The organism is Bacillus atrophaeus (assembly GCF_001584335.1).
In the GTDB taxonomy this organism is placed as follows: Bacteria; Bacillota; Bacilli; order Bacillales; family Bacillaceae; genus Bacillus; species Bacillus atrophaeus.
Map to the genome: position 1 here is coordinate 203,689 of NZ_LSBB01000023.1, position 23,102 is coordinate 226,790.

35 protein-coding genes, 2 tRNA genes and 1 rRNA gene are annotated in these 23,102 nt (G+C 41.8%); 8 read left to right on the forward strand and 30 right to left on the reverse strand.

The genetic code is table 11. From position 1 onward, the window contains the following. Positions 1-26 precede the first annotated feature (26 nt). The 14 genes from AXI57_RS20350 to AXI57_RS20410 form a co-directional block, all read right to left on the reverse strand. On the reverse strand, positions 27-230 hold the full coding sequence (locus tag AXI57_RS20350) for an XtrA/YqaO family protein (RefSeq protein WP_061671140.1): 204 nt from the start codon (positions 228-230) through the stop codon (positions 27-29). Positions 231-310: 80 nt separating this feature from the next. Next, positions 311-475 (reverse strand): hypothetical protein, encoded by a 165-nt coding sequence (locus AXI57_RS21850; RefSeq protein WP_169800254.1) that lies wholly within the window; start codon positions 473-475, stop codon positions 311-313. A 32-nt stretch (positions 476-507) separates the two neighbouring features. After that, positions 508-936, reverse strand: coding sequence for a RusA family crossover junction endodeoxyribonuclease (locus AXI57_RS20355; protein ID WP_061671141.1), 429 nt, complete (start codon positions 934-936; stop codon positions 508-510). 94 nt (positions 937-1,030) lie between these two features. Beyond that, on the reverse strand, positions 1,031-1,174 hold the full coding sequence (locus AXI57_RS21855) for a hypothetical protein (protein WP_169800253.1): 144 nt from the start codon (positions 1,172-1,174) through the stop codon (positions 1,031-1,033). After that, positions 1,167-1,994, reverse strand: coding sequence for an ATP-binding protein (locus tag AXI57_RS20360; RefSeq protein ID WP_238380219.1), 828 nt, complete (start codon positions 1,992-1,994; stop codon positions 1,167-1,169). The genes AXI57_RS21855 and AXI57_RS20360 overlap by 8 nt, the downstream gene beginning before the upstream one ends. Further along, complete coding sequence (locus AXI57_RS20365; protein WP_061671170.1) at positions 1,879-2,583, reverse strand: DnaD domain protein; 705 nt, start codon at positions 2,581-2,583, stop codon at positions 1,879-1,881. The genes AXI57_RS20360 and AXI57_RS20365 overlap by 116 nt, the downstream gene beginning before the upstream one ends. A 197-nt stretch (positions 2,584-2,780) precedes the next feature. Beyond that, positions 2,781-3,578 carry a PD-(D/E)XK nuclease-like domain-containing protein gene (locus AXI57_RS20375; RefSeq protein WP_303740898.1) on the reverse strand — a complete coding sequence of 266 codons (798 nt, stop codon included), beginning with the start codon at positions 3,576-3,578 and terminating at the stop codon, positions 2,781-2,783. Beyond that, positions 3,538-4,455 carry a hypothetical protein gene (locus AXI57_RS20380; RefSeq protein ID WP_061671144.1) on the reverse strand — a complete coding sequence of 306 codons (918 nt, stop codon included), beginning with the start codon at positions 4,453-4,455 and terminating at the stop codon, positions 3,538-3,540. Before AXI57_RS20380 ends, AXI57_RS20375 begins: the two co-directional genes overlap by 41 nt. Next, on the reverse strand, positions 4,452-4,640 hold the full coding sequence (locus tag AXI57_RS20385) for a hypothetical protein (RefSeq protein WP_061671145.1): 189 nt from the start codon (positions 4,638-4,640) through the stop codon (positions 4,452-4,454). Before AXI57_RS20385 ends, AXI57_RS20380 begins: the two co-directional genes overlap by 4 nt. A 100-nt stretch (positions 4,641-4,740) precedes the next feature. Next, the gene (locus AXI57_RS20390; protein ID WP_061671146.1) at positions 4,741-4,938 is read right to left on the reverse strand and encodes a YqaI family protein; all 198 of its coding nucleotides are present in this window, start codon (positions 4,936-4,938) and stop codon (positions 4,741-4,743) included. Then, a complete protein-coding gene (locus AXI57_RS20395) occupies positions 4,935-5,192 on the reverse strand; it encodes a YqaH family protein (protein ID WP_061671147.1) in 258 nt (85 codons plus the stop codon). The genes AXI57_RS20390 and AXI57_RS20395 overlap by 4 nt, the downstream gene beginning before the upstream one ends. Continuing rightward, the gene (locus AXI57_RS20400; protein ID WP_061671148.1) at positions 5,189-5,758 is read right to left on the reverse strand and encodes a helix-turn-helix domain-containing protein; all 570 of its coding nucleotides are present in this window, start codon (positions 5,756-5,758) and stop codon (positions 5,189-5,191) included. The genes AXI57_RS20395 and AXI57_RS20400 overlap by 4 nt, the downstream gene beginning before the upstream one ends. Positions 5,759-5,814: 56 nt before the next feature. After that, on the reverse strand, positions 5,815-6,540 hold the full coding sequence (locus tag AXI57_RS20405; RefSeq protein ID WP_061671149.1) for a Rha family transcriptional regulator: 726 nt from the start codon (positions 6,538-6,540) through the stop codon (positions 5,815-5,817). Then, the gene (locus tag AXI57_RS20410; RefSeq protein WP_061671150.1) at positions 6,537-6,842 is read right to left on the reverse strand and encodes a helix-turn-helix transcriptional regulator; all 306 of its coding nucleotides are present in this window, start codon (positions 6,840-6,842) and stop codon (positions 6,537-6,539) included. Before AXI57_RS20410 ends, AXI57_RS20405 begins: the two co-directional genes overlap by 4 nt. A 79-nt stretch (positions 6,843-6,921) precedes the next feature. On the opposite strand from AXI57_RS20410, the gene AXI57_RS20415 reads away from it, so the two are divergent. After that, complete coding sequence (locus tag AXI57_RS20415) at positions 6,922-7,308, forward strand: hypothetical protein (protein ID WP_061671151.1); 387 nt, start codon at positions 6,922-6,924, stop codon at positions 7,306-7,308. On the opposite strand, the gene AXI57_RS20420 is transcribed toward AXI57_RS20415, so the two are convergent. Then, on the reverse strand, positions 7,298-7,486 hold the full coding sequence (locus AXI57_RS20420) for a hypothetical protein (RefSeq protein ID WP_061671152.1): 189 nt from the start codon (positions 7,484-7,486) through the stop codon (positions 7,298-7,300). The genes AXI57_RS20415 and AXI57_RS20420 overlap by 11 nt on opposite strands. Before the next feature lie 10 nt (positions 7,487-7,496). Then, a complete protein-coding gene (locus AXI57_RS20425) occupies positions 7,497-7,748 on the reverse strand; it encodes a helix-turn-helix transcriptional regulator (RefSeq protein ID WP_202906620.1) in 252 nt (83 codons plus the stop codon). 172 nt (positions 7,749-7,920) lie between these two features. On the opposite strand from AXI57_RS20425, the gene AXI57_RS20430 reads away from it, so the two are divergent. The 4 genes from AXI57_RS20430 (at position 7,921) to AXI57_RS20445 (ending at position 11,339) form a co-directional block, all read left to right on the forward strand. Beyond that, complete coding sequence (locus AXI57_RS20430; protein WP_061671153.1) at positions 7,921-8,301, forward strand: helix-turn-helix domain-containing protein; 381 nt, start codon at positions 7,921-7,923, stop codon at positions 8,299-8,301. Between the two features lie 315 nt (positions 8,302-8,616). After that, on the forward strand, positions 8,617-9,537 hold the full coding sequence (locus AXI57_RS20435) for a DUF4429 domain-containing protein (RefSeq protein ID WP_238380220.1): 921 nt from the start codon (positions 8,617-8,619) through the stop codon (positions 9,535-9,537). Between the two features lie 71 nt (positions 9,538-9,608). Next, entirely contained in the window at positions 9,609-10,115 is a 507-nt protein-coding gene (locus tag AXI57_RS20440) for an ImmA/IrrE family metallo-endopeptidase (RefSeq protein ID WP_061671155.1), read from the forward strand. Between the two features lie 27 nt (positions 10,116-10,142). Then, a complete protein-coding gene (locus tag AXI57_RS20445) occupies positions 10,143-11,339 on the forward strand; it encodes a tyrosine-type recombinase/integrase (protein ID WP_010787714.1) in 1,197 nt (398 codons plus the stop codon). Positions 11,340-11,413: 74 nt separating this feature from the next. Here AXI57_RS20445 and groL read toward each other — a convergent pair whose 3' ends face one another. Together groL and groES are read right to left on the reverse strand one after the other, a co-directional pair. Next, on the reverse strand, positions 11,414-13,048 hold the full coding sequence (gene groL / locus AXI57_RS20450) for a chaperonin GroEL (protein ID WP_003328525.1): 1,635 nt from the start codon (positions 13,046-13,048) through the stop codon (positions 11,414-11,416). 47 nt (positions 13,049-13,095) lie between these two features. Next, complete coding sequence (gene groES / locus AXI57_RS20455; RefSeq protein WP_003155970.1) at positions 13,096-13,380, reverse strand: co-chaperone GroES; 285 nt, start codon at positions 13,378-13,380, stop codon at positions 13,096-13,098. 238 nt (positions 13,381-13,618) lie between these two features. On the opposite strand from groES, the gene AXI57_RS20460 reads away from it, so the two are divergent. Together AXI57_RS20460 and AXI57_RS20465 are read left to right on the forward strand one after the other, a co-directional pair. Continuing rightward, a complete protein-coding gene (locus tag AXI57_RS20460) occupies positions 13,619-14,353 on the forward strand; it encodes a CPBP family intramembrane glutamic endopeptidase (protein ID WP_061671156.1) in 735 nt (244 codons plus the stop codon). Then, entirely contained in the window at positions 14,350-14,541 is a 192-nt protein-coding gene (locus AXI57_RS20465; protein ID WP_003328528.1) for a YdiK family protein, read from the forward strand. Before AXI57_RS20460 ends, AXI57_RS20465 begins: the two co-directional genes overlap by 4 nt. Positions 14,542-14,586: 45 nt before the next feature. Here the strand turns inward: AXI57_RS20465 and tatC are convergent, their stop codons facing one another. The 4 genes from tatC to moaC are packed head-to-tail and all read right to left on the reverse strand — an operon-like array spanning position 14,587 to position 16,707. Then, the gene (gene tatC / locus AXI57_RS20470) at positions 14,587-15,348 is read right to left on the reverse strand and encodes a twin-arginine translocase subunit TatC (protein WP_087941821.1); all 762 of its coding nucleotides are present in this window, start codon (positions 15,346-15,348) and stop codon (positions 14,587-14,589) included. Between the two features lie 6 nt (positions 15,349-15,354). Continuing rightward, positions 15,355-15,528 carry a sec-independent protein translocase protein TatAY gene (gene tatAY / locus AXI57_RS20475; protein WP_003328530.1) on the reverse strand — a complete coding sequence of 58 codons (174 nt, stop codon included), beginning with the start codon at positions 15,526-15,528 and terminating at the stop codon, positions 15,355-15,357. A 22-nt stretch (positions 15,529-15,550) separates the two neighbouring features. After that, the gene (locus AXI57_RS20480; RefSeq protein ID WP_003328531.1) at positions 15,551-16,198 is read right to left on the reverse strand and encodes a redox-sensing transcriptional repressor Rex; all 648 of its coding nucleotides are present in this window, start codon (positions 16,196-16,198) and stop codon (positions 15,551-15,553) included. Then, complete coding sequence (gene moaC / locus AXI57_RS20485) at positions 16,195-16,707, reverse strand: cyclic pyranopterin monophosphate synthase MoaC (protein ID WP_061671157.1); 513 nt, start codon at positions 16,705-16,707, stop codon at positions 16,195-16,197. The genes AXI57_RS20480 and moaC overlap by 4 nt, the downstream gene beginning before the upstream one ends. A gap of 140 nt (positions 16,708-16,847) precedes the next feature. On the opposite strand from moaC, the gene AXI57_RS20490 reads away from it, so the two are divergent. Further along, complete coding sequence (locus tag AXI57_RS20490; protein ID WP_061671158.1) at positions 16,848-18,779, forward strand: ABC-F family ATP-binding cassette domain-containing protein; 1,932 nt, start codon at positions 16,848-16,850, stop codon at positions 18,777-18,779. Between the two features lie 218 nt (positions 18,780-18,997). On the opposite strand, the gene tsaD is transcribed toward AXI57_RS20490, so the two are convergent. The 8 genes from tsaD to rrf all read right to left on the reverse strand — a co-directional run. Then, complete coding sequence (gene tsaD, locus AXI57_RS20495; RefSeq protein ID WP_061671159.1) at positions 18,998-20,038, reverse strand: tRNA (adenosine(37)-N6)-threonylcarbamoyltransferase complex transferase subunit TsaD; 1,041 nt, start codon at positions 20,036-20,038, stop codon at positions 18,998-19,000. After that, positions 20,031-20,486: a ribosomal protein S18-alanine N-acetyltransferase gene (gene rimI, locus AXI57_RS20500; RefSeq protein WP_003328535.1), complete on the reverse strand. Its 456-nt coding sequence runs from the start codon at positions 20,484-20,486 to the stop codon at positions 20,031-20,033. Before rimI ends, tsaD begins: the two co-directional genes overlap by 8 nt. 9 nt (positions 20,487-20,495) lie before the next feature. Beyond that, positions 20,496-21,185 carry a tRNA (adenosine(37)-N6)-threonylcarbamoyltransferase complex dimerization subunit type 1 TsaB gene (tsaB, locus tag AXI57_RS20505; protein WP_061671160.1) on the reverse strand — a complete coding sequence of 230 codons (690 nt, stop codon included), beginning with the start codon at positions 21,183-21,185 and terminating at the stop codon, positions 20,496-20,498. Beyond that, positions 21,166-21,642, reverse strand: a complete 477-nt coding sequence (gene tsaE / locus AXI57_RS20510) for a tRNA (adenosine(37)-N6)-threonylcarbamoyltransferase complex ATPase subunit type 1 TsaE (RefSeq protein ID WP_010787707.1) — start codon at positions 21,640-21,642, stop codon at positions 21,166-21,168. Before tsaE ends, tsaB begins: the two co-directional genes overlap by 20 nt. A 15-nt stretch (positions 21,643-21,657) precedes the next feature. Beyond that, entirely contained in the window at positions 21,658-22,632 is a 975-nt protein-coding gene (thiL, locus tag AXI57_RS20515; protein WP_010787706.1) for a thiamine-phosphate kinase, read from the reverse strand. A 181-nt stretch (positions 22,633-22,813) separates the two neighbouring features. Then, a tRNA-Asp gene (locus tag AXI57_RS20520) sits at positions 22,814-22,890 on the reverse strand. Positions 22,891-22,919: 29 nt separating this feature from the next. Next, positions 22,920-22,996, reverse strand: a tRNA-Met gene (locus AXI57_RS20525). 28 nt (positions 22,997-23,024) lie between these two features. Continuing rightward, positions 23,025-23,102: ribosomal RNA gene (gene rrf, locus AXI57_RS22585) — 5S ribosomal RNA — on the reverse strand; the annotation flags it as partial.

Here is a 23,102-nt window from a genome sequence, read left to right on the forward strand (position 1 = left end):
TCCTCCCCCGCAGGGGAAAGCCCCTGCTATTTGAATTTATGGCCTATTTCGTAATCACAACGAGCCAGGCCGCCTTTTATTGTTTGAATGATTGTTTTACCGTGTTCCGGGGCGTCCAGTAAATGGGCTGTTCCTTCAGTGCCATCTAAAACGATGATGCGGACTTTCCCCGGCTCAATGCTCTGCTGAATAGTTGTTTCATAGTTTTTTATTTCTGTTGGCTTGTTCACTCTGGCCGCCCCCTGTGCTATGATAGAAGTACCAGTTCATATCAAAGCTCCGGGGCTACGGCTTCGGTGCTTTTTTGTGCTTAATAGGGTTCGTATTTCCACTTTTCCATTGTAAAAGCTGGCGACGGCTTTAAATCCTCCCGGTAGATGATCGGATGCTTTTCGACATATGCCGCTAATTCTTCCGGCGTCATCTTCCATACTTTTACCGGGCCCGGATTGTAAGGATTAATGTTTTCTTGCATGGTAACGACCTCCTGAATTGATTTTTGGCTCATCAAAGTACAATCTCCGTTATGATGACTTCCACCCGTGGTTCTTCGCTATAAAACTTACTGACTTTCAGATCAACTACCTGACTATCATCCTTGTATATCAGATGGTTTAGTGCGTCTTTGATCCCCTTTACATAGTTGTCAACGTCCGGCTTCGTAATTGGGCGCAGAAGCCCCTTTTCCGCGCTCTCTTTTTTCTTTTGGGAGCTCGAAACTTTTTTCGGCATCGGTCTGAATACTCTGACATCCATTGCGACAGGACCAGTGATAACCTTCTTTGGTCGATGCTGTGACGCAACCAATGCAACATACTGTTTGAAATCCTTTGATTTTGCAGGATCATGCATTCTTACCTTGCCATTACGAACCGATCCCCGCGGCCGCCCTTGTGCAACCGGTTCGCCGTAAACTATAAACTGAATAAGACTCACTCGTCATTACCTCCCGTCAATCTGTTCCCATTGCTGAATCTGCTTCTCCTTGTACGGTGCCGTAAGTATGATGGCTGACAGCAGGATCACCGCTTTAAGCACTGCGCATCAGCTCCATTTGTTTGATCTTTTCCTCCAGTACCCGGATAGCTGGTGTAAGGTCTTGTCCGCCTGTTTGTTCAGCAGGTCCGAACATATACATTCCTTCGGATCCTTTAATGTTCGTTTTTTCATCCATTTCTCAACCCTGCCAATCTATGATTTAATAGCATTCTGTCGCCTTTGATGATCACGCAATAGTCCGCGCACATTTCATAAATCCGGGTGCCAAGTGCCTCATCAATCTCCACAAGTTTCTCGATGTCCAATTCACTCGAGATTAAGACCGGCTTATGATTCAGATACCGATAATTGATGACGGAGTATGTCTGCTCCACCTGCCAATCGGTTGCCCGAGGCTTTCCATTCATAGGCTTGAATAAGTCATCTATAAATAGGACTTCAATCTCTTTCATGCGATTGAGTTTTTCTTCAAGCTTGTCAAAGTCATCTTTCAGATCGTTGAAGCCTTCCACGTAAGGAAAATACTGAACGGCTATGTTTTTCGATTTGATCAGCTTATTAGAAATAGCTGTCAACAAGTGCGTTTTCCCTGATCCCGGCTGCCCCAGTAAGGCAATGCTGTTGCTTCGAGTGCCCCGTATGCTATCAAAACCCTTATAGTATTCAACCGCAGTATCGTAAGCGTCTTTCAAAACAGCTGGCTTTCCTTCTGTTGTGAAATTCTTGAATTGCAACTTCTCAAATTCAGCAGTTATGTCACTAGAATTCATCAGTTTCCGGATGCGCCGACGCTCTATGCATTTGCACCGAACCCAGACCTCATAGCCGTCCCTGTTTTCGATATAGCCAAGCTGATCTTTGCATTTCGTGCATTCATAATCAGCCTTTTCTTCTGATCCGGCCGACCCCGCCGAAAATTGGGCTGACCTTTCCTGAAGCTTCTTCAGTATTGCTGCCATTGCCGCGTCTGTACTTTGCGTTTTGTGTGTTTCCATGTTGCCACTCCTTACTTTTGTTCTTGTTTGACTGGAGAATACGCTGTACGTAGGCAAGATTGCGGGCGTTCCGCGTTACTGCCTCTTTCATTGCATCCAACACCTTGTCTTCGCCGTAATCGTCTATTAAGCTATTAAGCTTCTCAGCCATGAACGATGATAGAAGGCCGAACCCCTCGTCTTCAAAAAATGCAAATACGTTACCTTTCACTTTCTTCTCAACCTCCTGCTGCTCTTCTTGTGCTGGCGTTTCGTCCTGTACCGACTCCGATTTCTTCCCGTAATTCTTGGTATTTTGAAGTTTTACATAATCAACAATGGTGACAATGACCCCTTTGTTCTGCTTCAAGCGCCTCGTTTTGATAAATCCTGATTCTTCTAACTTACTGAGCGAATAACGCACCTTTTTTACGTCAATGGAAGCTTCTCTCGCCAATTCAGCAACGTTGATCATCGCTTCCCCAACCTTTAGCGATCCAAATGGTGCGAAAGCAGCCTCTTCGAGTAAGCACATATAAATCATCTTTTCGCGCCTGTTTGTAAATTGGCGAGAAGGGACAATAACGTAACCCCAACCTTCCATATCCATGCCGCTCACCTACTTCCTTTCACACAGTGCTGTCAGGGCTTTAAAATCAATTTCAATTAATCGTAGCGTCGGCTCATTTCTTTTGAGGTAGTCAGTGACATACCGCGTGTACAAGTCTTTTCGCATATCTCGTCGGACAGTCTTCACAAGCCAGACATAACAATGGGGAATATGGACTTTGATCATTGCCCTTTCCATCAACTAACCAGCTCCGAAAAATGTATGATGCTGTTCAGTTGATTAGTTGCCCGGCAATACTTGCACTTTCCGCACCGTTCAGGCTTCTCCCCACCATATTTAACTTGGATAATGCGTTCCATTCGTTTTTCAATATCCTCAAGCTCTACTTCCATCCTACCTTCATCAATATTGATGACAGCTTTATCAGGTGGATCTTCTTTTGAAACCCCTACGATCAGGGGCTCAAGCCATTCGCTCCGTCCAGTCATTCTTTTTTCAAGCTCTGCATACAGTGCCATTTGTGCAATATAGCCATTCGCCTCAACAAATGAGCAATATCCTATTTCCGGATCCCAAACTTTCTCCCGCAATGACCGTGTTGTTTTCAGATCGGAGAAACGGCCGCCAGCTGGGTTGTATACGTCCAGCTTTCCTTTCCACGGAACACCAAACAATTCAGCAGTTACAATGACTTCCTTTTCTCCTTGAAGAACAAACATACAGAGATCATCATGCTGAATCGCCTCAATCATCAGATCAGCTAACTGATATTGCTTGTACAGCTGTCCTTTCTGAGTAAATAGTGAAGGTGTGTTCTTCTTAAATTCATCAAAAGCCTGTTCACCTTCAAGCCAGGCATGAACGTATTGACCGAAGAGAAGGGCCTCCGACGTGGGGGGCGTCCATTCTCCGTTAATCTTTGCCATAGTTGCTGCCTCACATTGAAGAAAGCTTTTATATTGAGAGTTTGACATGTAGTATCTATCAATCTCGTTAGAATAATAGTTCCCCTTGTTTAGCGCCGGTATCCGCATTAGCAGGATCACCCGCCTTTTCTTTGCTATCAGCAGGCTTGTCAGCTTGTTCTTTTTGCTTTTTGAATGCTTCCTCAGCCTTTGATTTAGTTGCGCCTGTCGCCTTGATATTGAAGTAATCTTCTTTCTTTGCCATACCATCACGAAGCGCTGTATAAATGCGACCTATTTTGAGAAAGTCTTGCTCTGTGAATGCATCTAAATTGCTGCCGATGTATTCCTGAATCATTTCCTTAGTAACACCAAACTCTTTTTTAAAGAGAGACAACGCGCTTCTGAGACGATCTTCCAAAGGTTCTTTATATCCGCTGATCAAAGTTTTTTGACACATATCAACCGCAGCATCGACAATGTCACCAGGTATGACACCGAGAATACAAGCCCGGACACGTCGAGCTCCTTGGTTGGCAACCATTTCGTAAATATCGCGTGGATCATCTAGTTTTGTGATCTTTCCCTTTGCCTTTCTTTCGTGTTTCACAGTAAAAATTTTGGTTTGTCGTGTGTTTGTTTCAAGGTCCCAAGCGTAGGCCATGACAGAGGATTCCCCGGCTTTCTGCTCAAGCTCCATGATTCCGTAATCAATGTTGCCCCAATTCTGCGCCAGCGCTTCGGCCAACCTAATTGATGGCCCTGACACTTTACTTCCGCCGCGTGGGTATTCATAGACAGCATTTTCAGCTAATAATCGTCTTTCACAGGCTTTTCTGATGCGTTCAAACGCCGCATAAACGTCACGAGGAAATTTCTTTGCAATAACCATAGCTGCCTGTACTTCTTGCGCCTGCCGGCTTACCATTGCCTCTGTAGTCACGCTGGATGCCTGCTGAGAAGCCGGCATGTAATCTGAGTAATCTACCTGTGATAATCCATTCATTGTGCTTCTGCCACCTTTCTTTTGTAAGCTTCCGTTCCAAGCCGCTGCCATTCTCGATAATGGTCCATTGAAGGGAATTGGAACAGTGGTTTGCCCTTACCGAACACAATCGAACCTCCCGCCTGTCTTAAACGCTGCTGATCCTCCGCACGCTCGCTGAATGCCACTTTAACTGCTTTAGCCATGTATAAAACCTCCATTGATTTTTATGAGGCGTTTTGGTATAATTAAGTAAATATTCAAGTCAAAACGCCTTACCGAGTCCACTTTGCCGAGTGGGCTTTTTTATTGCTCATTTTTAAATTTGAAACCAAGCTGCTGCTTTAGATATCGATCAAGATTTTCTCTCAAAATCAAAGTGCCGCAGTCAATCACATAATCATCAATTGGCGTTACTTCATCCCCGAAAAAATCCTTTTGTGTTTCTGGCTCAGCCAGTCTGTCGTGCCAGTTGTTCAGAATCATTGGGTTTTCGATGTTCATCCCAGACACCTACTTATCACTGCCAAATTGATACCTCGTTGTTGCATTTTCATAGCTGTTTCATACAAACGACCTTTATTAGCCAGTCGGCTGACATCCTCTGTAAGAACTTTGATACTCCCAGCGAGACTGATTGCCTCTTCATAATCACCATCACGCAATGCCTCTGAAAGCATGATAGAAAGCTCTTCCGCTGATTCAATTTTTCTTTTTGCTGCATCTACATCTGACTTCAAAAACTGATTAGTTTTCATACTAAAACCGCCTTTCTTTCTTCTTGTTTTGCCATAGCAACCCGATCCATTAATGCTTTGCGGGTCCACCTGTCAGCCAGTTCTGGCATATTCAGTCCATGACTCCGCACTAACGAATAAATCAGTGTTTTATTTGCTGGGATCAGATCAAATATCTGTTTGATATCCCCCATCGGTAAATCATCTGACCTTCCGGGCCGATCATTTGCCAGCCAGCGCGCCAAATGCTTTGTAGCTTGTAATGCCTCTTCGAGCTGATGAATCATATTGATAACTGCGCTACTTGCGCTCTCATTTAACGCTGGATCAATAGGCGCCGCTGCTGTTGGATGAAGTTTAAATAAGAAATGTACGAGATCGATATGTTCATAAGCCCCGCAAGCTTCAAACCACTTGATACACAATTCAGGCGTTAAAGGAAAAATACCGTTTTCGACATTCGAGACATACGACTGATCTCTTTTCCCGATAACCTTGCCAATTTGATACTGCGACAATTTCGCCCTTTTGCGTTCCCGCCTGAGAATGCTGGGTAAATTGTCCATATTGTATGGATTGTTCGACATAAGTTCGCCCCCTGATATATTTAGTTTTAAATGGTAAAATTTAATTAATGAAGGAACTAGCTCGCTTGCTGTTTCAGCTTATTGATGATGAAGGCTTGTCCCTTCGGAGTGATGCGCATTGTCAGCCAGGACTTCGGCGTGCCGTTTACATCTCGCACCCCCTGTGCGATTTCAAAGAAGCCTCGCTCGATGTATTCCTGGTATGGCTCATTTCTGTTGGCCATGATCATCTTCCATTCGCGCAGCTTCTGAAAGAGCCGTTTCTCACCGATAACGATGCCGTTTTTACAAGCAAGCTTTGCCAGTTCACGAACAAGCATTGATCTTTCTGATGCCATACAACTCTGTGCAAAGTTGACTAATGGTTCTTGAATCTTCAATGTTTGTTCAAGTTGCTGCCGTTCTTCCTGCTCGCTGATCCATCGCTTTGCCCGGCTGACTGGATCTTCGATCATGTAGGACGGCTGAGTCATTTTTTGCAACTCGGCTTCCATGCGGTTAAACTCCGCAATGTATTTTTCTTTGAATAGCGCTGCTTTTGCGCCCGAGTAACCGAAAACTAAAAATGTGAGTCCATCACGTTTGATTAGATATTTTTTTAACGTTCGACCAGTTGCATCTTGATAATCACTCAACGAAAAATTTCGTTCAGTAAATTCCTTGGAGCAATTGAGTGATTCAATACTTTTTATTACATCGGCGTGTCGTTTTCCGAATACCTTAGCCACTGTCAGGCTGTTTGTTACGGCTTGGTTGCCTTCAATAAAAACGAGCTGATTCACGCTGTAACCTCCTTGATATAAGCTGTGTTCCTTTTAATCCAGTCGAACACTTCGTCACGGGGATATCTTGCTTGAATCTCAGTGAATTTAGGAAAATCCGGTCTCGCAGTGATTTTGGCGATCGTCGGCCTTTTTACTGAGAGAATTTCAGTTAAATGATTAACATTTAGAACAGGTGGATAGGCGTATTTTTTTCGTCCATCTTCAACGCCTTTTTCATAAGCTGCCTGAAAAAGCTTTTCCATTTGGTCCTTAAAAACCATGGCTGTCATTTCATCAAAGGTAATAACTGCTTGGGGCATTCATTAACCTCCTATGCTGTTTTTTTAAATCTTCCACTCTCTCATGTGGTAAAATCTTCATAGAAAGGTGGTGTTGACTATGTCAGATTTCCAAGATGGAAGTACTCTAGTACAAACAATCACTGGCAAATGGTTTAGATTTGCTAAAGAGCGTGATGGGGCAATGTTGATTGATCTACCAAACGAAGTGATTTTGAGTATCCATCCTTCGTCTCAAATGATTAGTATCTACCTTCCAGACGAAAACAAAATCTATTACTATGCTGGTGACCTATCGTTCCAAAATGAAAATGGGCAAACAAAAGTTCATGTAACAAGTACAGCAATCAAAGAAATTCAGTTGCACTCGGGTGGTTCAATCGAAAATACTTTCCAAGACATTACTTCCTTTTTCTTTGAACTTGATCTAGCTAGAACAGAACTTTGGAAGAAGAGACGCAATATCGGTCAATCAACTAGTAGTTAATTTTTATAAATTTGGTATTCGGGAAAAAATTTTTGAGTTGTGAATAAGGAATTAGCCGATTTCCACACACTCCACAGAAATTTAATCTCCCGCTCCATGCTCTACCACAATCAGTACATGCATTATCTGAATCACTAGCCGCCGTTACAGCGGTGGCTTTTTCATTAATTTGTTTCATGTTCTCACTCCTATGCTGTATAAGATTCCTGCAACGAATTGTTGCATTTAATTTCAAAAAAAAGGTCAGGGAATAATTCTTTTTCACTAACTTTAAAATACTTAGACATCTTAACCATTAATTTTACAGTGGGATTTCTACCACCATTTTCAAGTGCACTTAAATATTGCCTTGATATATTAAGGTCGTCTGCGACTATCTGTTGAGAACCTATTGATTTCCTAATGTCTGATAGAAGTTTTCTTTCTCTTACATTTTCCAATTTCCTCACCTCTCTTTGCCACATTTGGTATCAACTTAACTAAATTATAATGCCACAATTTGTGTCTGTCAATATTATTTTGCAACTTTTCGTGGCAAAAGTTTATTTTGCTACATAATGTGTCTTATAATTGTGATTGGATCAATATGTCACAAGAAAGTTGGAGTTAAACATGTTAAGTGACCGTTTAGTAGAATTACGAAAAAGTAAAAAGCTCACACAACAGGGCTTAGCAAATAGATTGAAGATTACACGTTCATCTTTGTCCCAGTATGAAATCGGTAAAAGACAGCCTGACTATGAAACATTAAAAAAAATTGCTGACTTCTTTGAAGTATCAACTGATTATTTACTAGGGTACTCTAATACAAAACCTGTGGTCGAGGAAGAAAAGACTCCTTACAATGTTACAGATGATCCTGACCTGCAAATTGCCTTTAGGGAGGCTGCGGACTTTTCTGAGGAAGCTCGTAGACAAGCTATTGATTTTATCAATTACCTGAGGGAGAAAGAAAAGGCAAAAGGTCGTAAAAGTCCGAATACTGATAATTAATACAAGTGATACAAATAATGATATAACAGCGACATTGGTAATGAATCATCTTTATTGATTTAGTTATTCTTTAGTTATTTAGTTATTAATAGAAGTTTCCCAAAAAAGTCGAATGGTAACTAATGTAATCCCATTCGTGTACAAATGTAAATAATTACAAGCCTTCAAACCCTTATGCAACAACGGCTTGAAGAAACGCCCTTCTCCCAACGGTATACCACTGATTTACTAACCATCTCCCATTGGTGTACCAAGAAAACGGGGATTTCTTTTAATTTTCTAATGACATTTTTTTATAAAAAGGGGAAATTACAGTTGTCACTTCTATTCGAAAATGGTGAGATTTATAATTGTCAGTTTAAAAAAACTATGAAAGCTTCTAAAAATTTTGCAAGGACTTACGAAGTCGCCAAAACTATACTCGATGAAAAGAGCGAGAGTATCAGTGAACTCGTTTGTGGGTGTATGAAAGGTGACTCATCTTGGGGGCTTTTTATTGCAACTGAAAATCTCGTATACTTCATTGTTTTGAAGAAAAAACAACCTGTTGTAACGCAATGGTCATATGAAGAGATTATTAAAATTTCAAACAGTCGGAAGCCTATGATTGGATATAAGATTGATTTCGAAACAGCAGACGAAAACTTAAATATCAATTCTATATCAGAAGGTGATATTGAAGCACTTCTAAAGTTTGTGGAATCAAAAATTGCCGGTAATGAAGAAAAGCATAGACATCAGCAAGAAGAACTCAAGAAGAACATTAAAGATTACTATTTTAAATCTGCCAAAACGACAGTCACTTTGGATGGCAACTTCGTAAGGGTTGCAAGAAAAGGCGCAGTTAACACTATCACTCGTGGGTACAGTGGTGAAAAATCATACAGAATTAGCGAACTAACTGGAGTCCAAATTAAAAAGCCTGGATTAGTCACATCTGGGTATTTTCAATTTCTCACCGCGGCAGCTAATGAAACAAGTGGTTTATGGGATGCTATACAGGATGATAACTCATTCACATTTATAAAAACTGAATTACCAATGGTGTTAGAAATTCAAAAATATATCGAGGAGCGTCAGTCTGCGCCAGCTCAAACGGCAGCAACCGCGGGACCCGCACCAGCTTCAAGTATCTCTGTAGCTGACGAGTTAAAAAAATACAAAGAGTTATTGGACATGGATGCAATCACTCAAGAAGAGTATGAAATCAAGAAGAAACAATTACTTAATTTATAATAGCCCTTTTCCTTGGGCTTTTCTTTCACACCAAAAACAGAACATACATTCTCATCTTGGCGGTGCTTATTATGACTATCCATTTATCACATTTAGAAGAAGAAGTGAAGAAGATTTATATCAAATTAAATATGCTTACTCCTGAAGATATAGACATGGAGCGTATTGCAGCTGCATTTAAGATATGGACACACTACGAAAAAACCCCGAGCAGCATGTTTTGTATAAATGGTCTTTACAGCATGGTGTTGGATTCAAGGTCCTCTCGTCAACAGCAATGGGAGGACTTTGTACACGAGCTTGGGCATGTGATTAAACACTGCGGAAACCAGTTCAATATGAATCGCATGTTTCGCCAGCTACAAGAGTACCAGGCTAATAGCTTTATGTATCATTTTTGTGTCCCTACTTTTATGCTTGAAAAGATTTCGTTGCCATGCATGCAGTCAGAGGCTATAAAGATAATAGGTGACACCTTTAATGTGACATATCCTTTTGCTGCTAAACGACTTGCTATGTACACAAGAAAACAATTTTCCTTCATGTGGTATAGGCAGCTCTACAGTATTAATCAATAAATCTAAAAATACTTGGGTGGTGATCATATGGCGAGATTTGAAAAATACGAAACTAAAAAAGGCGAGCGTCACATGTTTATTATTGAAAACGGTGTTGATCCGCAGACTGGTAAACGCCAGAGAGTTGTTAGAAGAGGATTTAAAAAGCTTTCCGATGCAAAGAAAGCTGCTCTCGATCTCGAATACACATTGGGGAAAGCAAAACTTGATCTAAAAAACAATATTCTATTCAAAGATATGGCCGATGAATGGCTGACTGTCTACAGTAGCACAGATAAAAAAATCAGCACCATACGTGTGAGACGTCACGAAATTGGGCTTCTAAATCAATACTTCGGATTCTGTAAATTAAAGGACATCACTAAAAAGATGTATCAAGACGCTCTGACTGATATGAAAGTTGACAAACAGCTCAGTCAAAACACTATATCCGGAATACACGGCACAGCTCGTATGATATTTAAACGGGCACGGGCTCAGGATTTAATCTTTGTTGATCCAACTGAGTTCGCCTATTTACCAAAAGACAAAAAAACTGTTGAAGAGATTGAAAATGAGAAGATTGAGGATAAATACTTGGAGAAAACCGAACTGAAACATTTTTTGCATACGGCATTAAATTCCAATTATGAATCTTATGCCATGTTGCACACTTTAGCTTGGACGGGACTGCGTGCTGGGGAACTTGCCGCGCTTAAATGGACTGATATAGACTTTGAAGAAAAAACAATCAAAATAACAAAAACATACTATAACGGAAATAACGTTACAAAAGACTATCAATTGCTTCCTCCTAAAACAAAGGGATCAATAAGAATCATTGATGTCGAAGACGAAGTCCTGCGCGTCCTAAAAAAACACAAAGTAAACCAAAACAAAGTCAAGATGCAAATAAAGCATGAATGGTACGATGAGAATTTTGTATTTGGTCGATTGAATGGTCCATATTGGGGTTACCCGCCGTTTATCAAAACTATTGAAAACCGTTTTAGAACTGTTCTAAAAAAATCAAACATAGACAAAAAGCTAACTCCTCATACCCTGCGGCATACTCATACTTCATTGCTCGCTGAAGCCGGCGTCGATTTACAAAGAATTATGGACCGGTTAGGACACACAGAAGATAAGACAACCACACAGGTTTATTTACACATTACAAAAGACAGAAAAAAAGAAGCCTCTCACAAGTTCGGTGAACTCATGAGAAGCCTCGAAAATTTATAAATGGCATCAAAAGGGCATCAAAAATGATGTCCGTCGCCGACAAACCCTTGTAAATCAAGGGTTTTTTGTCGGTTTTACATCATGCCGCCCATACCGCCCATGCCGCCCATGTCAGGCATTCCTGCGCCGCCGGCATTTTCTTCTGGTTTGTCAGCAACAACCGCTTCAGTTGTTAAGAGCATTGCTGCTACAGAAGCTGCGTTTTGTAGTGCAGAACGTGTAACTTTTGTTGGGTCAACGATACCTTTTTCGATCATGTTTACCCATTCGCCAGTTGCAGCGTTGAAGCCTACGCCGATTTTTTCATTTTTCAAGCGCTCAACGATGACAGATCCTTCAAGACCTGCATTGTGTGCGATTTGACGGATTGGTTCTTCAAGCGCGCGAAGCACAATGTTGATACCAGTTTGAGCATCACCTTCAGCTTCAACTGCAGCTACCTTGTTATATACATTCACAAGTGCTGTTCCTCCGCCGGATACGATACCTTCTTCAACTGCTGCGCGAGTTGAGTTAAGGGCATCTTCGATACGAAGTTTACGCTCTTTTAATTCAGTTTCAGTCGCTGCGCCGACTTTGATGACAGCTACGCCGCCAGCAAGTTTCGCAAGACGCTCTTGTAATTTTTCTTTATCGAATTCAGAAGTTGTTTCTTCCACTTGAGCGCGGATTTGGTTTACGCGTGCAGCGATTTTGTCTGTTTCGCCAGAACCTTCAACAATTGTTGTGTTTTCTTTTGTCACAACGACTTTAGAAGCGCGTCCCAATTGTCCGATTTCAGTTGATTTCAGGTCAAGGCCAAGATCCTCTGTGATGACTTCTCCGCCAGTAAGGACAGAAATGTCTTCAAGCATTGCTTTACGACGGTCACCGAAGCCAGGAGCTTTAACGGCAACTGCGTTGAATGTGCCGCGAAGTTTGTTCACAACAAGTGTTGCAAGAGCTTCACCTTCAACATCCTCAGCAATCAGAAGCAATGGTTTGCCTTGCTGAACAACCTGCTCAAGCACAGGAAGGATTTCTTGAATATTTGTAATTTTTTTGTCTGTGATTAAGATGTAAGGATTTTCAAGAACCGCTTCCATCTTATCAGAGTCAGTTACCATGTAAGGAGATGCATATCCGCGGTCGAACTGCATACCTTCAACTACTTCAAGCTCAGTTGTGAAACCTTTAGACTCTTCGATTGTGATAACGCCGTCGTTTCCAACGCGCTCCATCGCTTCAGCAATCAAGCTTCCGACTTCTTCATCAGCAGCAGAAATCGCAGCAACCTGAGCGATAGACTCTTTTCCTTCGATCGGTTTAGAGATTTCTTGAAGGTTTTGAATCGCAACTGTTACAGCTTGTTCCATACCTTTACGAACGCCTACAGGGTTAGCGCCTGCCGTTACGTTTTTAAGGCCTTCACGAATCATAGCCTGAGCAAGTACTGTAGCTGTAGTCGTACCGTCACCCGCTACATCGTTTGTTTTGCTGGCTACTTCAGCTACAAGCTTTGCACCCATGTTTTCAAACGCGTCTTCAAGCTCGATTTCTTTCGCGATTGTTACACCATCATTTGTGATTAACGGAGAACCGAATTTTTTCTCAAGAACCACGTTGCGTCCTTTTGGTCCTAAAGTTACTTTCACCGCATCAGCAAGTGCATCTACTCCGCGCAGCATTGCGCGGCGTGCTTCTTCACTAAATTTAATATCTTTTGCCATGTCACGAAACCTCCTCAAGTTTTTAAAAATTTATTTTAAAATCTGTTTTATCCGATAACAGCTAAAATGTCGCTTTCACGTAAAATTAAGTATTCAGTACCTTCATATTTCACTTCAGTACCTGCGTATTTTGAGAAGATAATGCGGTCGCCTTCTTTTACTTCTAAAGCAACGCGCTCTCCGCTTTCTAACACGCGACCTGAACCGGCAGCCACAATTTTGCCTTCTTGAGGCTTTTCTTTTGCAGAATCCGGTAAAACGATTCCGCTGGCAGTTTTTTCTTCAGATTCTACGAGTTCAATGACAACGCGATCACCTAATGGCTTTAACAATGTAATAACCTCCTCAATAGTATGAATATGTAATTTTAGCACTCAGCTCTAAAGAGTGCTAACACAATTCTTATAATAAAGAATCTCACTTCCAATTTCAAGTGATAAGAATAAAAAATTTTCACGCTTACATTATTCTTTCCGCGTCTCCTGCCGCCTCGCTTTTTTACCGTTAGTCGAGTTGTGTTACAATAGCTATAGATGAGTTGATCTTATTGGATAAAGGAGTACATACCATTTGAAAAAACAGTATTGGTTTATTATTTTGACATATGTCCTCATGCAATTTTCAGTCATCATCGGCGTCCCTTTATTATATAAAGCGGGATTTGGAGGCGGACAAGTAACCGATGAAAACTTGATTCAGGCTCAGGGTTTGTGGTCTGTCATCAGCTTTGTCATCGGCCTGGTCATTGTTCTTCTTATTTTAAGAACAGCTCCGAAATGTACGCTCCGAAATGAAAAAAAGGCTCCTGTCGGCATTTCAATCATGTGGGCGATTATCGGTATTTTCCTCGCCCTTATTTCTCAGATGATTGCTGGATCTATAGAATACTATGTCTTAGGAATCGGCAGAGAATCAGAAAATACCGAAGCCATCCTGAAAATCATTCAGTCAGTTCCGCTGATGATTGCCGTTTCTTCCATCATCGGTCCAATTTTAGAAGAAATCATTTTTAGGAAAATCATTTTCGGCGTACTGTATGAAAAAACAAATTTCTTTATTGCCGGCCTGATCAGTTCGATTATTTTCGGCATTGTGCATGCTGATTTGAAACACATTCTATTATATACAGCGATGGGTTTTACCTTCGCATTTCTATATGCACGCACAAAGCGGATTATCGTACCGATTTTTGCCCATATAATGATGAATACATTCGTGGTTTTGATGCAGCTTGAACCTGTTCAAAAATACCTTGAGCAGCAGAGCGCGCAAATGCAATTGATTATTGGAGGATTATTTTTATGAGGAACCCAGTGACTTGGGGATTGATATATTTTGCCGTCGGCGTCATTTTCACTTACCTCGCCGCAAGCTCACCAGGCAGCATGTGGTCTTTTTATTCCATTTTGCTGATGGTCTTCGCCGCTTACAATATAAGCATTTCTTTTAAAATGTTTGCTTTTTCGCTTAAGTTGAAGAAAGATCAGAAATAATGAAAAGCCAGTCCCTTTAAAAACAGGGCTGGCTTTTTTTATGTCTTATGAAGATACATCCTTATCAGATTCCGCCATGTTTTTCTGCGACTTCCGATAAGCAGTCCTCGATATAAAAATGCTGATTTCATACAGGATCAAGAGCGGAACAGTTACCATCATATGAGACAAAAGCTCCGGCGGCGTAATCAGCGCGGCAATGACAAGCAGCGTGAAATAAGCGTATTTGCGGATTTTCGCCAAAAACATCGGTGTAACAATCCCCAGCCTTGTCAGAAACATCAGAATGACCGGCATTTGAAACAGCAGGCCAAACGGAATCGTCAGCTGCAGGAGAAAATGAAAATATTCATTAATTCCTATCACTTGATTCACATCTAAATCATTAGAAATCCGCTTCATAAAATCAACAACAAAAGGAAACAAAATATAATAGGAAAATGACACGCCTGCTAAAAACAGCATAATGGCGATCGGGATATACCCAAGCGTAACCTTGCGCTCTTTTTCATACAATCCCGGACTTACAAAAGCCCAAAGCTGAAAAAGAATAATTGGCGAGGTCAGGACAAGACCGATGATAAACGCGAACTGCATAAACACGTACAGCGGGTCTGTCAGATTAAACGCATTCAGTGTAAGCTCCTTCGCTTCATCAGTCCCTTGCAGATAAACGATAGCAGGCTTCGCTAAAAAAAAGCCTGCGATAAAGAAGACGACAAAAGAAATCGCCACGATAAGCAACCGTCTTCGAAGTTCAGTGATATGCTCTATAAGCGACATTTGATTAACTTTCATAAGGGTCATCCTATCTTACTGATCTTCTTTTTTCTTCTCCTCTTCATCACTCGCTAAACCTTTAGTAGCATTTTTGAATTCACGAAGTGTGTCTCCGGCTGCTTTTCCCAGTTCAGGCAGTTTCTTAGGGCCAAAGATAATCAACGCTACAATTGCAATAACGGCAAGGCTTCCAGGACCGATCGGCATATTTTGGGCTCCCCCTTTCCTTTTATTCGATTTCTTCTATTACCGAGTAGTGCTTCAAAAAATAAACCAGTGACTGAAGTTCGACAGCTAAATCTATATGATGAATTCGAATGTGTTCCGGCACATTCAAACGAGCCGGCGTAAAGTTAAGGATTCCCTTCACTCCAAGGGCGATCAATCGGTCTGTAATAGATTGGGCGGCGACCGCCGGGACAGTGAGAATCGCAACGGGCACGTCCTTAATATGGACCTCAAGATCATCTAAATTATAAACGGGAACTCCGCCTACCTCAGTTCCTATTTTACTCTGATTTATATCAAAAGCCATTGAAATTTTTGTATTATTATTTTTTGTGAAATTATAGTGGAGAAATGCTGTTCCTAAATTTCCGACACCGATTAAGATGACATTTGTCGTTTCATCCTGATCAAGTGTTTTTCTGAAAAACGACAACAAATAATCCACATTATATCCATATCCTTTTTTGCCCAGCGCCCCAAAATAGGAAAAGTCCCTGCGGATCGTGGCGGAATCTACTTTTACGGCATCACTCAGCTCAGCAGACGAAACGCGCTGCTTTCCTGATGCATGCAGATTCTTTAAAAAGCGATAATAAAGCGGCAGCCGTTTTGCTGTCGCCTGCGGAATTTTTGATTGATCCTTATTCATTTTTGGTCCTCCAAATCGTACTCGGATGTTTCTCTTTTAAAATCACCGTTTTTCCCGCCTGTTTTTTCTAACAAGCAGGTAGGACCGATGACCATGCCCTTATCTAGAGCCTTGCACATGTCATAAACGGTAAGGGCGGACACAGAAGCAGAAGTTAGCGCTTCCATTTCCACACCTGTACTCCCTTTCGTTTTGACACTTGCTTGTATATGAAGAATGGCTTCTGATTCCTTGTTTTCCCACCCATAAGAGATATCAACTCCGCTCAGCGAGAGGGGATGGCACATTGGAATAATAGATGAAGTTTGCTTCGCCGCCATAATTCCGGCAACCTGTGCAACGGCAAGCACGTCTCCTTTGCCGATGTCATGGCTTTTTATTTTTTCGTACACTTCATTTTTCATGTGTACGCTTGAAACTGCAATCGCAGTACGAACAGTTGAAGATTTTTGGCTTATATCAACCATCTGGGCTCTGCCCTGTTCATTAAAATGAGAAAATCCATTCATATTAAACTCTCCTTAAGAAGATCATACACTATTTTCTTCTCTATGTCTTATTCAACAATAATCTTCCAGTTCCGATGTATTGTTTGCTGACTGCTGATTGATAAGCTACACTTAACTTATTATAACAGAGGTGAAATAACATGATGATCTTACAAGTTAATCAGCTATCCAAGTCTTTTGGAGCTGATACTATTTTAACCAATATAAAGCTGGAAGTCAGATCCCGGGATCGAATTGCCATCGTAGGCAGAAACGGAGCCGGAAAATCGACTCTCCTTAAAATTATCGCAGGTCAGCTGTCATATGAAAAGGGCGAAATCGTGAAACCTAAAGATTTATCCATGGGTTATCTTGCGCAGCACACAAGCCTGGATTCTCAGCTTACCATAAAAGAGGAATTGCTGACGGTATTTGATTTCCTAAAAGAGATGGAAACAGAAATGCGTCTCATTGAAGAAAAAATGGCGACCGCTGAAGCAAATGACCTTGAAGCTCTGATGAAAACCTATGACCGGCTTCAGCAGGATTTTAAAGACAAAGGCGGCTATCAATATGAAGCAGATGTGAGATCTGTGCTGCACGGGCTCGGCTTTAGCCATTTTGACGATACCGCACAAGTACAGAGTCTAAGCGGCGGGCAAAAGACAAGACTTGCATTGGGGAAGCTGCTGTTAACACAGCCCGATTTGCTTATCCTGGATGAACCGACCAACCACCTCGATATTGATACGCTGACGTGGCTTGAACACTACTTACAGGGCTATAAAGGCGCCATCCTTATCGTTTCCCATGACCGCTACTTTCTTGATAAAGTGGTCAATCAAGTGTACGAGGTCTCACGCTCAGAAAGCAAAAAATATCATGGCAACTACAGTGCCTATTTAGAACAAAAAGCCGAGCAGTATGAAAAGGATCTGAAAATGTACGAAAAACAGCAAGGTGAAATCGCCAAGCTGCAAGACTTTGTTGACCGAAACCTGGCCAGAGCCTCTACAACAAAACGGGCACAAAGCAGACGGAAGCAGCTTGAACGGATGGACGTCATGTCTAGGCCGTTAGGTGACGAAAAAACAGCCGCTTTCCGTTTCGAAATAACAAAGCAAAGCGGAAATGACGTCTTACGTGCCCAAGATCTCACCATCAGCTATAAGGATCAGCCGGCGCTCCTCACCGGACTGACGTTCAGCATCACAAGAGGAGAAAGCGCCGCACTTGTCGGCCCGAACGGAATCGGAAAATCAACCTTATTAAAAATATTGATCAAAACACTTGAGCCGGATAAAGGAACGATTTCCTACGGGTCAAATATCAGTATCGGTTACTACGATCAGGAACAGGCCAAATTGACATCATCTAAACGCGTACTGGACGAGCTGTGGGACGAATATCCGGAGCTTGCAGAGAAAGAGATTCGAACATGCCTTGGGAATTTCTTATTCTCAGGAGATGATGTCCTGAAACCAGTCCATTCACTAAGCGGCGGTGAAAAAGCCAGAGTCGCATTGGCAAAGCTGATGCTTCAAAAGGCCAATTTTCTTATTCTTGATGAACCGACGAACCATCTTGATTTAGATAGCAAAGAAGTGCTTGAGAATGCACTGATCGACTATCCGGGCACTCTTTTATTTGTCTCTCACGATCGTTATTTTATAAACCGTATCGCAACAAGAGTATTTGAACTGTCCAGAAACAATGTTGAAGAGTTCCTTGGAGACTATGACTACTATACCGAGAAAAAAACACAGCAGCGCGAACTAGAAGAATTAGAGCAGCAGACAGCCGAACAAGTACAGAGCCCGGCCGCCGGAAAATCTGAATCAAAACGATCATATGAAGAAGAAAAAGAGTGGAAAAAGAAAGAACGCCAAAGAATCAGACGCATCGAAGAAATTGAATCAAATGTATCAGAGATAGAAGAAATAATCAGCCACAACGAAGAAATGCTTTGTGACCCTGAAGTATATCAAAATCACGAGAAAGTCCAAGCCATTCATGCAGACAATGAAAATTTGAATCACAACCTGGAAAACCTGCTTGCAGAATGGGAAGAACTGTCCACAGAAGACATATAAAAAAGTCAAGCACCTCTTTTTAGAGGTGTTTTTTTATCCACAAAAAAATGCCTTTCCAATCAAGAAAGAAAGCGTTTTATACACAATATCCACAAAATATTCTGATTTTATCCCCGTTACTAACAGGCTACAATCCCTTTATCCACCTTTAGTTTAATAATTATTCACACCATTGTGGATAATTAAGAATTATCTGTTAATAAAATAAAAGCCTCACATTATCTTGTGAGACTTTCAAAGGATATCAATTCAAGTCCGGGCTGACCGTTCATATAGTAAGTGCCCCGTATTCCTTTTTCATATGCAATCGTACCGGCAGCAGCAATCATTGCCGCATTATCAGTACATAAATAAAGCGGAGGAATTAACAGATCGATATCACTATGCTGATCAAATTCTTCCTGTAATGCAGCCCTCAAGCCTCGGTTGGCAGCCACTCCTCCCGCAAGAAGAACCTGTTTAACGCCGTACTCCTTCGCTGCACGTGCCGTTTTTGTCACAAGCACATCGATTACGCTTTCCTGAAAGCTGGCGGAAAGGTCTTCAGGAGAAATAACCTGCCCTTTCTGAGCTGTATTATGAAGCGTATTAATCACAGCTGATTTCAAACCGCTGAAGCTAAAATGATAGGACCCTTCTTCAAGCCATGCGCGAGGCAGCGGAATATTCGCAGTTCCTTTCTCAGCAAGCTTGTCAATTTGAGGACCTCCCGGATATGAAAGCCCCATTGTTCTGGCCACTTTATCATAAGCTTCGCCTGCAGCATCATCAAGTGTTTCCCCGATGACTTCAAATGAACCATGCTCTTTCATATAAACCAGCTCAGTATGTCCGCCAGAAACAACCAGCGCCAATGCCGGAAAGACAAGCTCCTCAATCAGCCTGTTCGCATAAATATGACCCGCTATATGATGAACTCCGATTAAAGGAATATTGTGGGCAAAGCTCAAAGCCTTGGCCGCATTGACTCCAATCAATAGCGCCCCTACAAGCCCAGGTCCTTCTGTAACAGCAATCGCATCAATATCAGCAAATGTCATGCCTGCTTTATAGAATGTTTCCTCTATAACAAGCGTAATTTGTTCAACATGATGCCTTGAGGCAATTTCAGGCACCACTCCCCCAAAACGTTTATGGCTTTCAATTTGAGAGGCAACAACATTCGATACGATTTCTCTCCCATTTTTAACAATAGAAGCCGCAGTTTCATCACAGCTTGTTTCAATTCCTAATACATATAAATCTTTTTGCTCATTCATTTATTGTCACCCACATAATTAACGCATCTTCCCCGTTATCCGTATAATAGTTTTTTCTGATTCCGCCAGGCTGAAGACCGCACTTTTTATATAAGCCTTGGGCAGGATGATTCGAGACTCTTACTTCTAGTGAAAGCCGTCTCGCTTCCTTCTCTTTACATAGTTCAAGCGCCGAACGAAAAAGAGCCTCTCCTAAAGATTGACCTCTATATTCAGACTTGATGGCGATATTCGTAATTTGTGCGTCATCCATCACAATCCAAATCCCGCAATAACCTGCCAGACAGCCATCTTTTTCAATGACAAGGTAATGGGCATATGAATTTTCCAAGAGTTCATGGTAAAAAGACTCCTTCGTCCAGGGAGACGTAAAGGAAGCCGATTCAATTTCATATACTTCATCAATATCATCGAGCTGCATTTTTCTAATCGCTGATTTTGTTTTCATCACATCACCCTATTTTTGACTTTCGATCCATTTCGCTTCCGCCTCAGCAAGACGCAAATAATCCGGAACAAGCTGATGAACGTCCTCGGCCTCTTTTTCAGCACCTAAATAAGCCAATTCTGAAGGCCGCGGATTGTGAAGGACAGTATCTCCGATAACCGCTTGAGCAGCCAATATATCTTGAATCGTCTGATCATGAATCGCTGTATCATGTCCCAAAAATAATACTTGCTGTCCTTTTTCTTTTAACATCCCGAGCCACTCAGTCAACAGCACATTTCGGTCTGGAAGGACAGGATGCAGAAGGCCGTCTTTATATTCATACAGCCCCGTATACACCTGTCCTCGTCTTGCGTCAAATAAAGGGCTGATCAAACCATTGAAATAACGACCATTCGCAGCTAACGCTTCTAAACTTGATACAGAAGAAATAGGAACATTTAAAGACCATGCCAGTGTTTTAGCAAGTGTAACCCCTATTCTGACCCCGGTATATGAGCCAGGCCCTTTTGCAACAACGACCTTAGAAATATCCTCAGGCTTCAAATCACAATCGTTCAAAAGAGCATGCACAGCAGGCATGGCTCTTACAGAATGATTTTTTTTAAGATATGTAATATACTCCGCAACCACTTTCGTTTCCTGTACCAGGGCTATACCCAGCGTGTAGTTCGACGTATCAATTGCTAATATTGTCATGTTTATTGATCTCCTCACAAAGCGTTTCATACCGTTTTCCAACGGCCGTGAAGGTAATTTCTCTTTCTTCATCTCCGACTCTTTTCAGCACAATTTCCAGACGGTCATGGGGCAGCTGATCATGAATTAAATGAGCCCATTCAACCAGACACACACCTTGCCCTTCAAAATATTCTTCCAGGCCTAAATCCTCACTCTCGTCTTCCATTCTATACACATCCATATGATATAAAGGAAGCGAGCCATCATTATATTCTTTAATAATAGTGAAAGTCGGGCTGTTCACTACACGACTAATTCCCAGGCCTTCAGCAAAACCTTTTGTAAAAGTGGTTTTTCCTGCACCTAAATCGCCTTCTAATGTCAGGACATCTCCCGGTCTTGAAAACGAAGCAGTGAGCTTTGCAATTGCTTTTGTCTCTTCGGGATTTTTTGTTTTCCATGTTAATTGCTTCACTGTAAATCACCCGTCTTATCTAAAATGATTATATCCTTTTTTCTCAAGAGCCATCCTTTGGCTTCCTGTATTCAATATTACACTGCTTCCTGTATTCTCAATTACTACCCCTATTTGTTTTATAGGGATGCAGAGCTTTTTGCACTGCTCCTTTAACAAGTCCCACTCAAGGTTTGAAATGGTTCCGGTAAGTTCAAAATCCTCTCCGCCAAATAATGCCCACTTCTGCCATTGAGGATGAAGTTTGGACAAATCTTGGCGGACTGGAAGCAGACTTTCTTCAATTTCAATTGTAACTGAGCTGGCTTCCGCAATTTCATTTAATTCACTGGCCAATCCATCGCTTATATCATTTAAAGCCACACGCTCAAATGCCGAACATAACCTGCCAGCCATCACTCTTGGTTCCGGCCGTTTATGCCTTTTAATAAAATGAGCCGTTTCAATAGATACAGGAGGAGAAAACTCTTCTAATAACAGAGAAAGACCTGCGGCAGAGCAACCTAGTTCACCTGTCACAAACACAATATCATTCGGCTTAGCCGAACTTCGCAAACACGCCCGTCCTTGCTCGACTTCACCAATCACAGTCACAGTGACCACTAATTTATCCGAAGTAGAAACTGAATCTCCGCCAATCAGATCCATCTGGTATAGTTTCGCCAGTTCATTCATTCCTTCATACATTGCTCTTACATCTGATGCCTGCCACGTTGTGGGGACTGCAATAGAAACCAAATAGAACTTAGGAAATCCTCCCATGGCGGCAATGTCACTGATATTGACAGCCAGAGCCTTATAACCAATATCTTGAGGGCTGGAATAATCCAATTTGAAATGGACATCCTCGACCATCGTATCGACGCACACAATTTCCTGAACCCCTCTATTTGCAGTATAAACGGCGGCGTCATCACCAATCCCTACGTCAACGGAAGAATGATGGATTGTCGGTGGAGTGATACTGTGTATCAGGTCAAACTCATCCATACTACTACCTCCTTTCCGCCATACTTTTGCATGTGTACTGCTTCTAGTGTATCGAATTATGTTCTAATGTCCAAGACTTTGTCGATATAAAGAAAGCTTGGCAATAAACCAAGCTGCTGATTCTTATAAAAGAAAACACAAAAAAAAACGAAAACATGATCGTTTCGTTTACAATAAAAAATGGCGGTCCGGACGGGACTCGAACCCGCGACCTCCTGCGTGACAGGCAGGCATTCTAACCAACTGAACTACCGGACCATATTTCACTTTTATGTAGTGAATAAATTTGGTTGCGGGGGCAGGATTTGAACCTGCGACCTTCGGGTTATGAGCCCGACGAGCTACCGAACTGCTCCACCCCGCGATGATAAAATATGTTTTTAAAAACAAAAGCTTGGCGGCGTCCTACTCTCACAGGGGGAAGCCCCCGACTACCATCGGCGCTGAAGAGCTTAACTACCGTGTTCGGT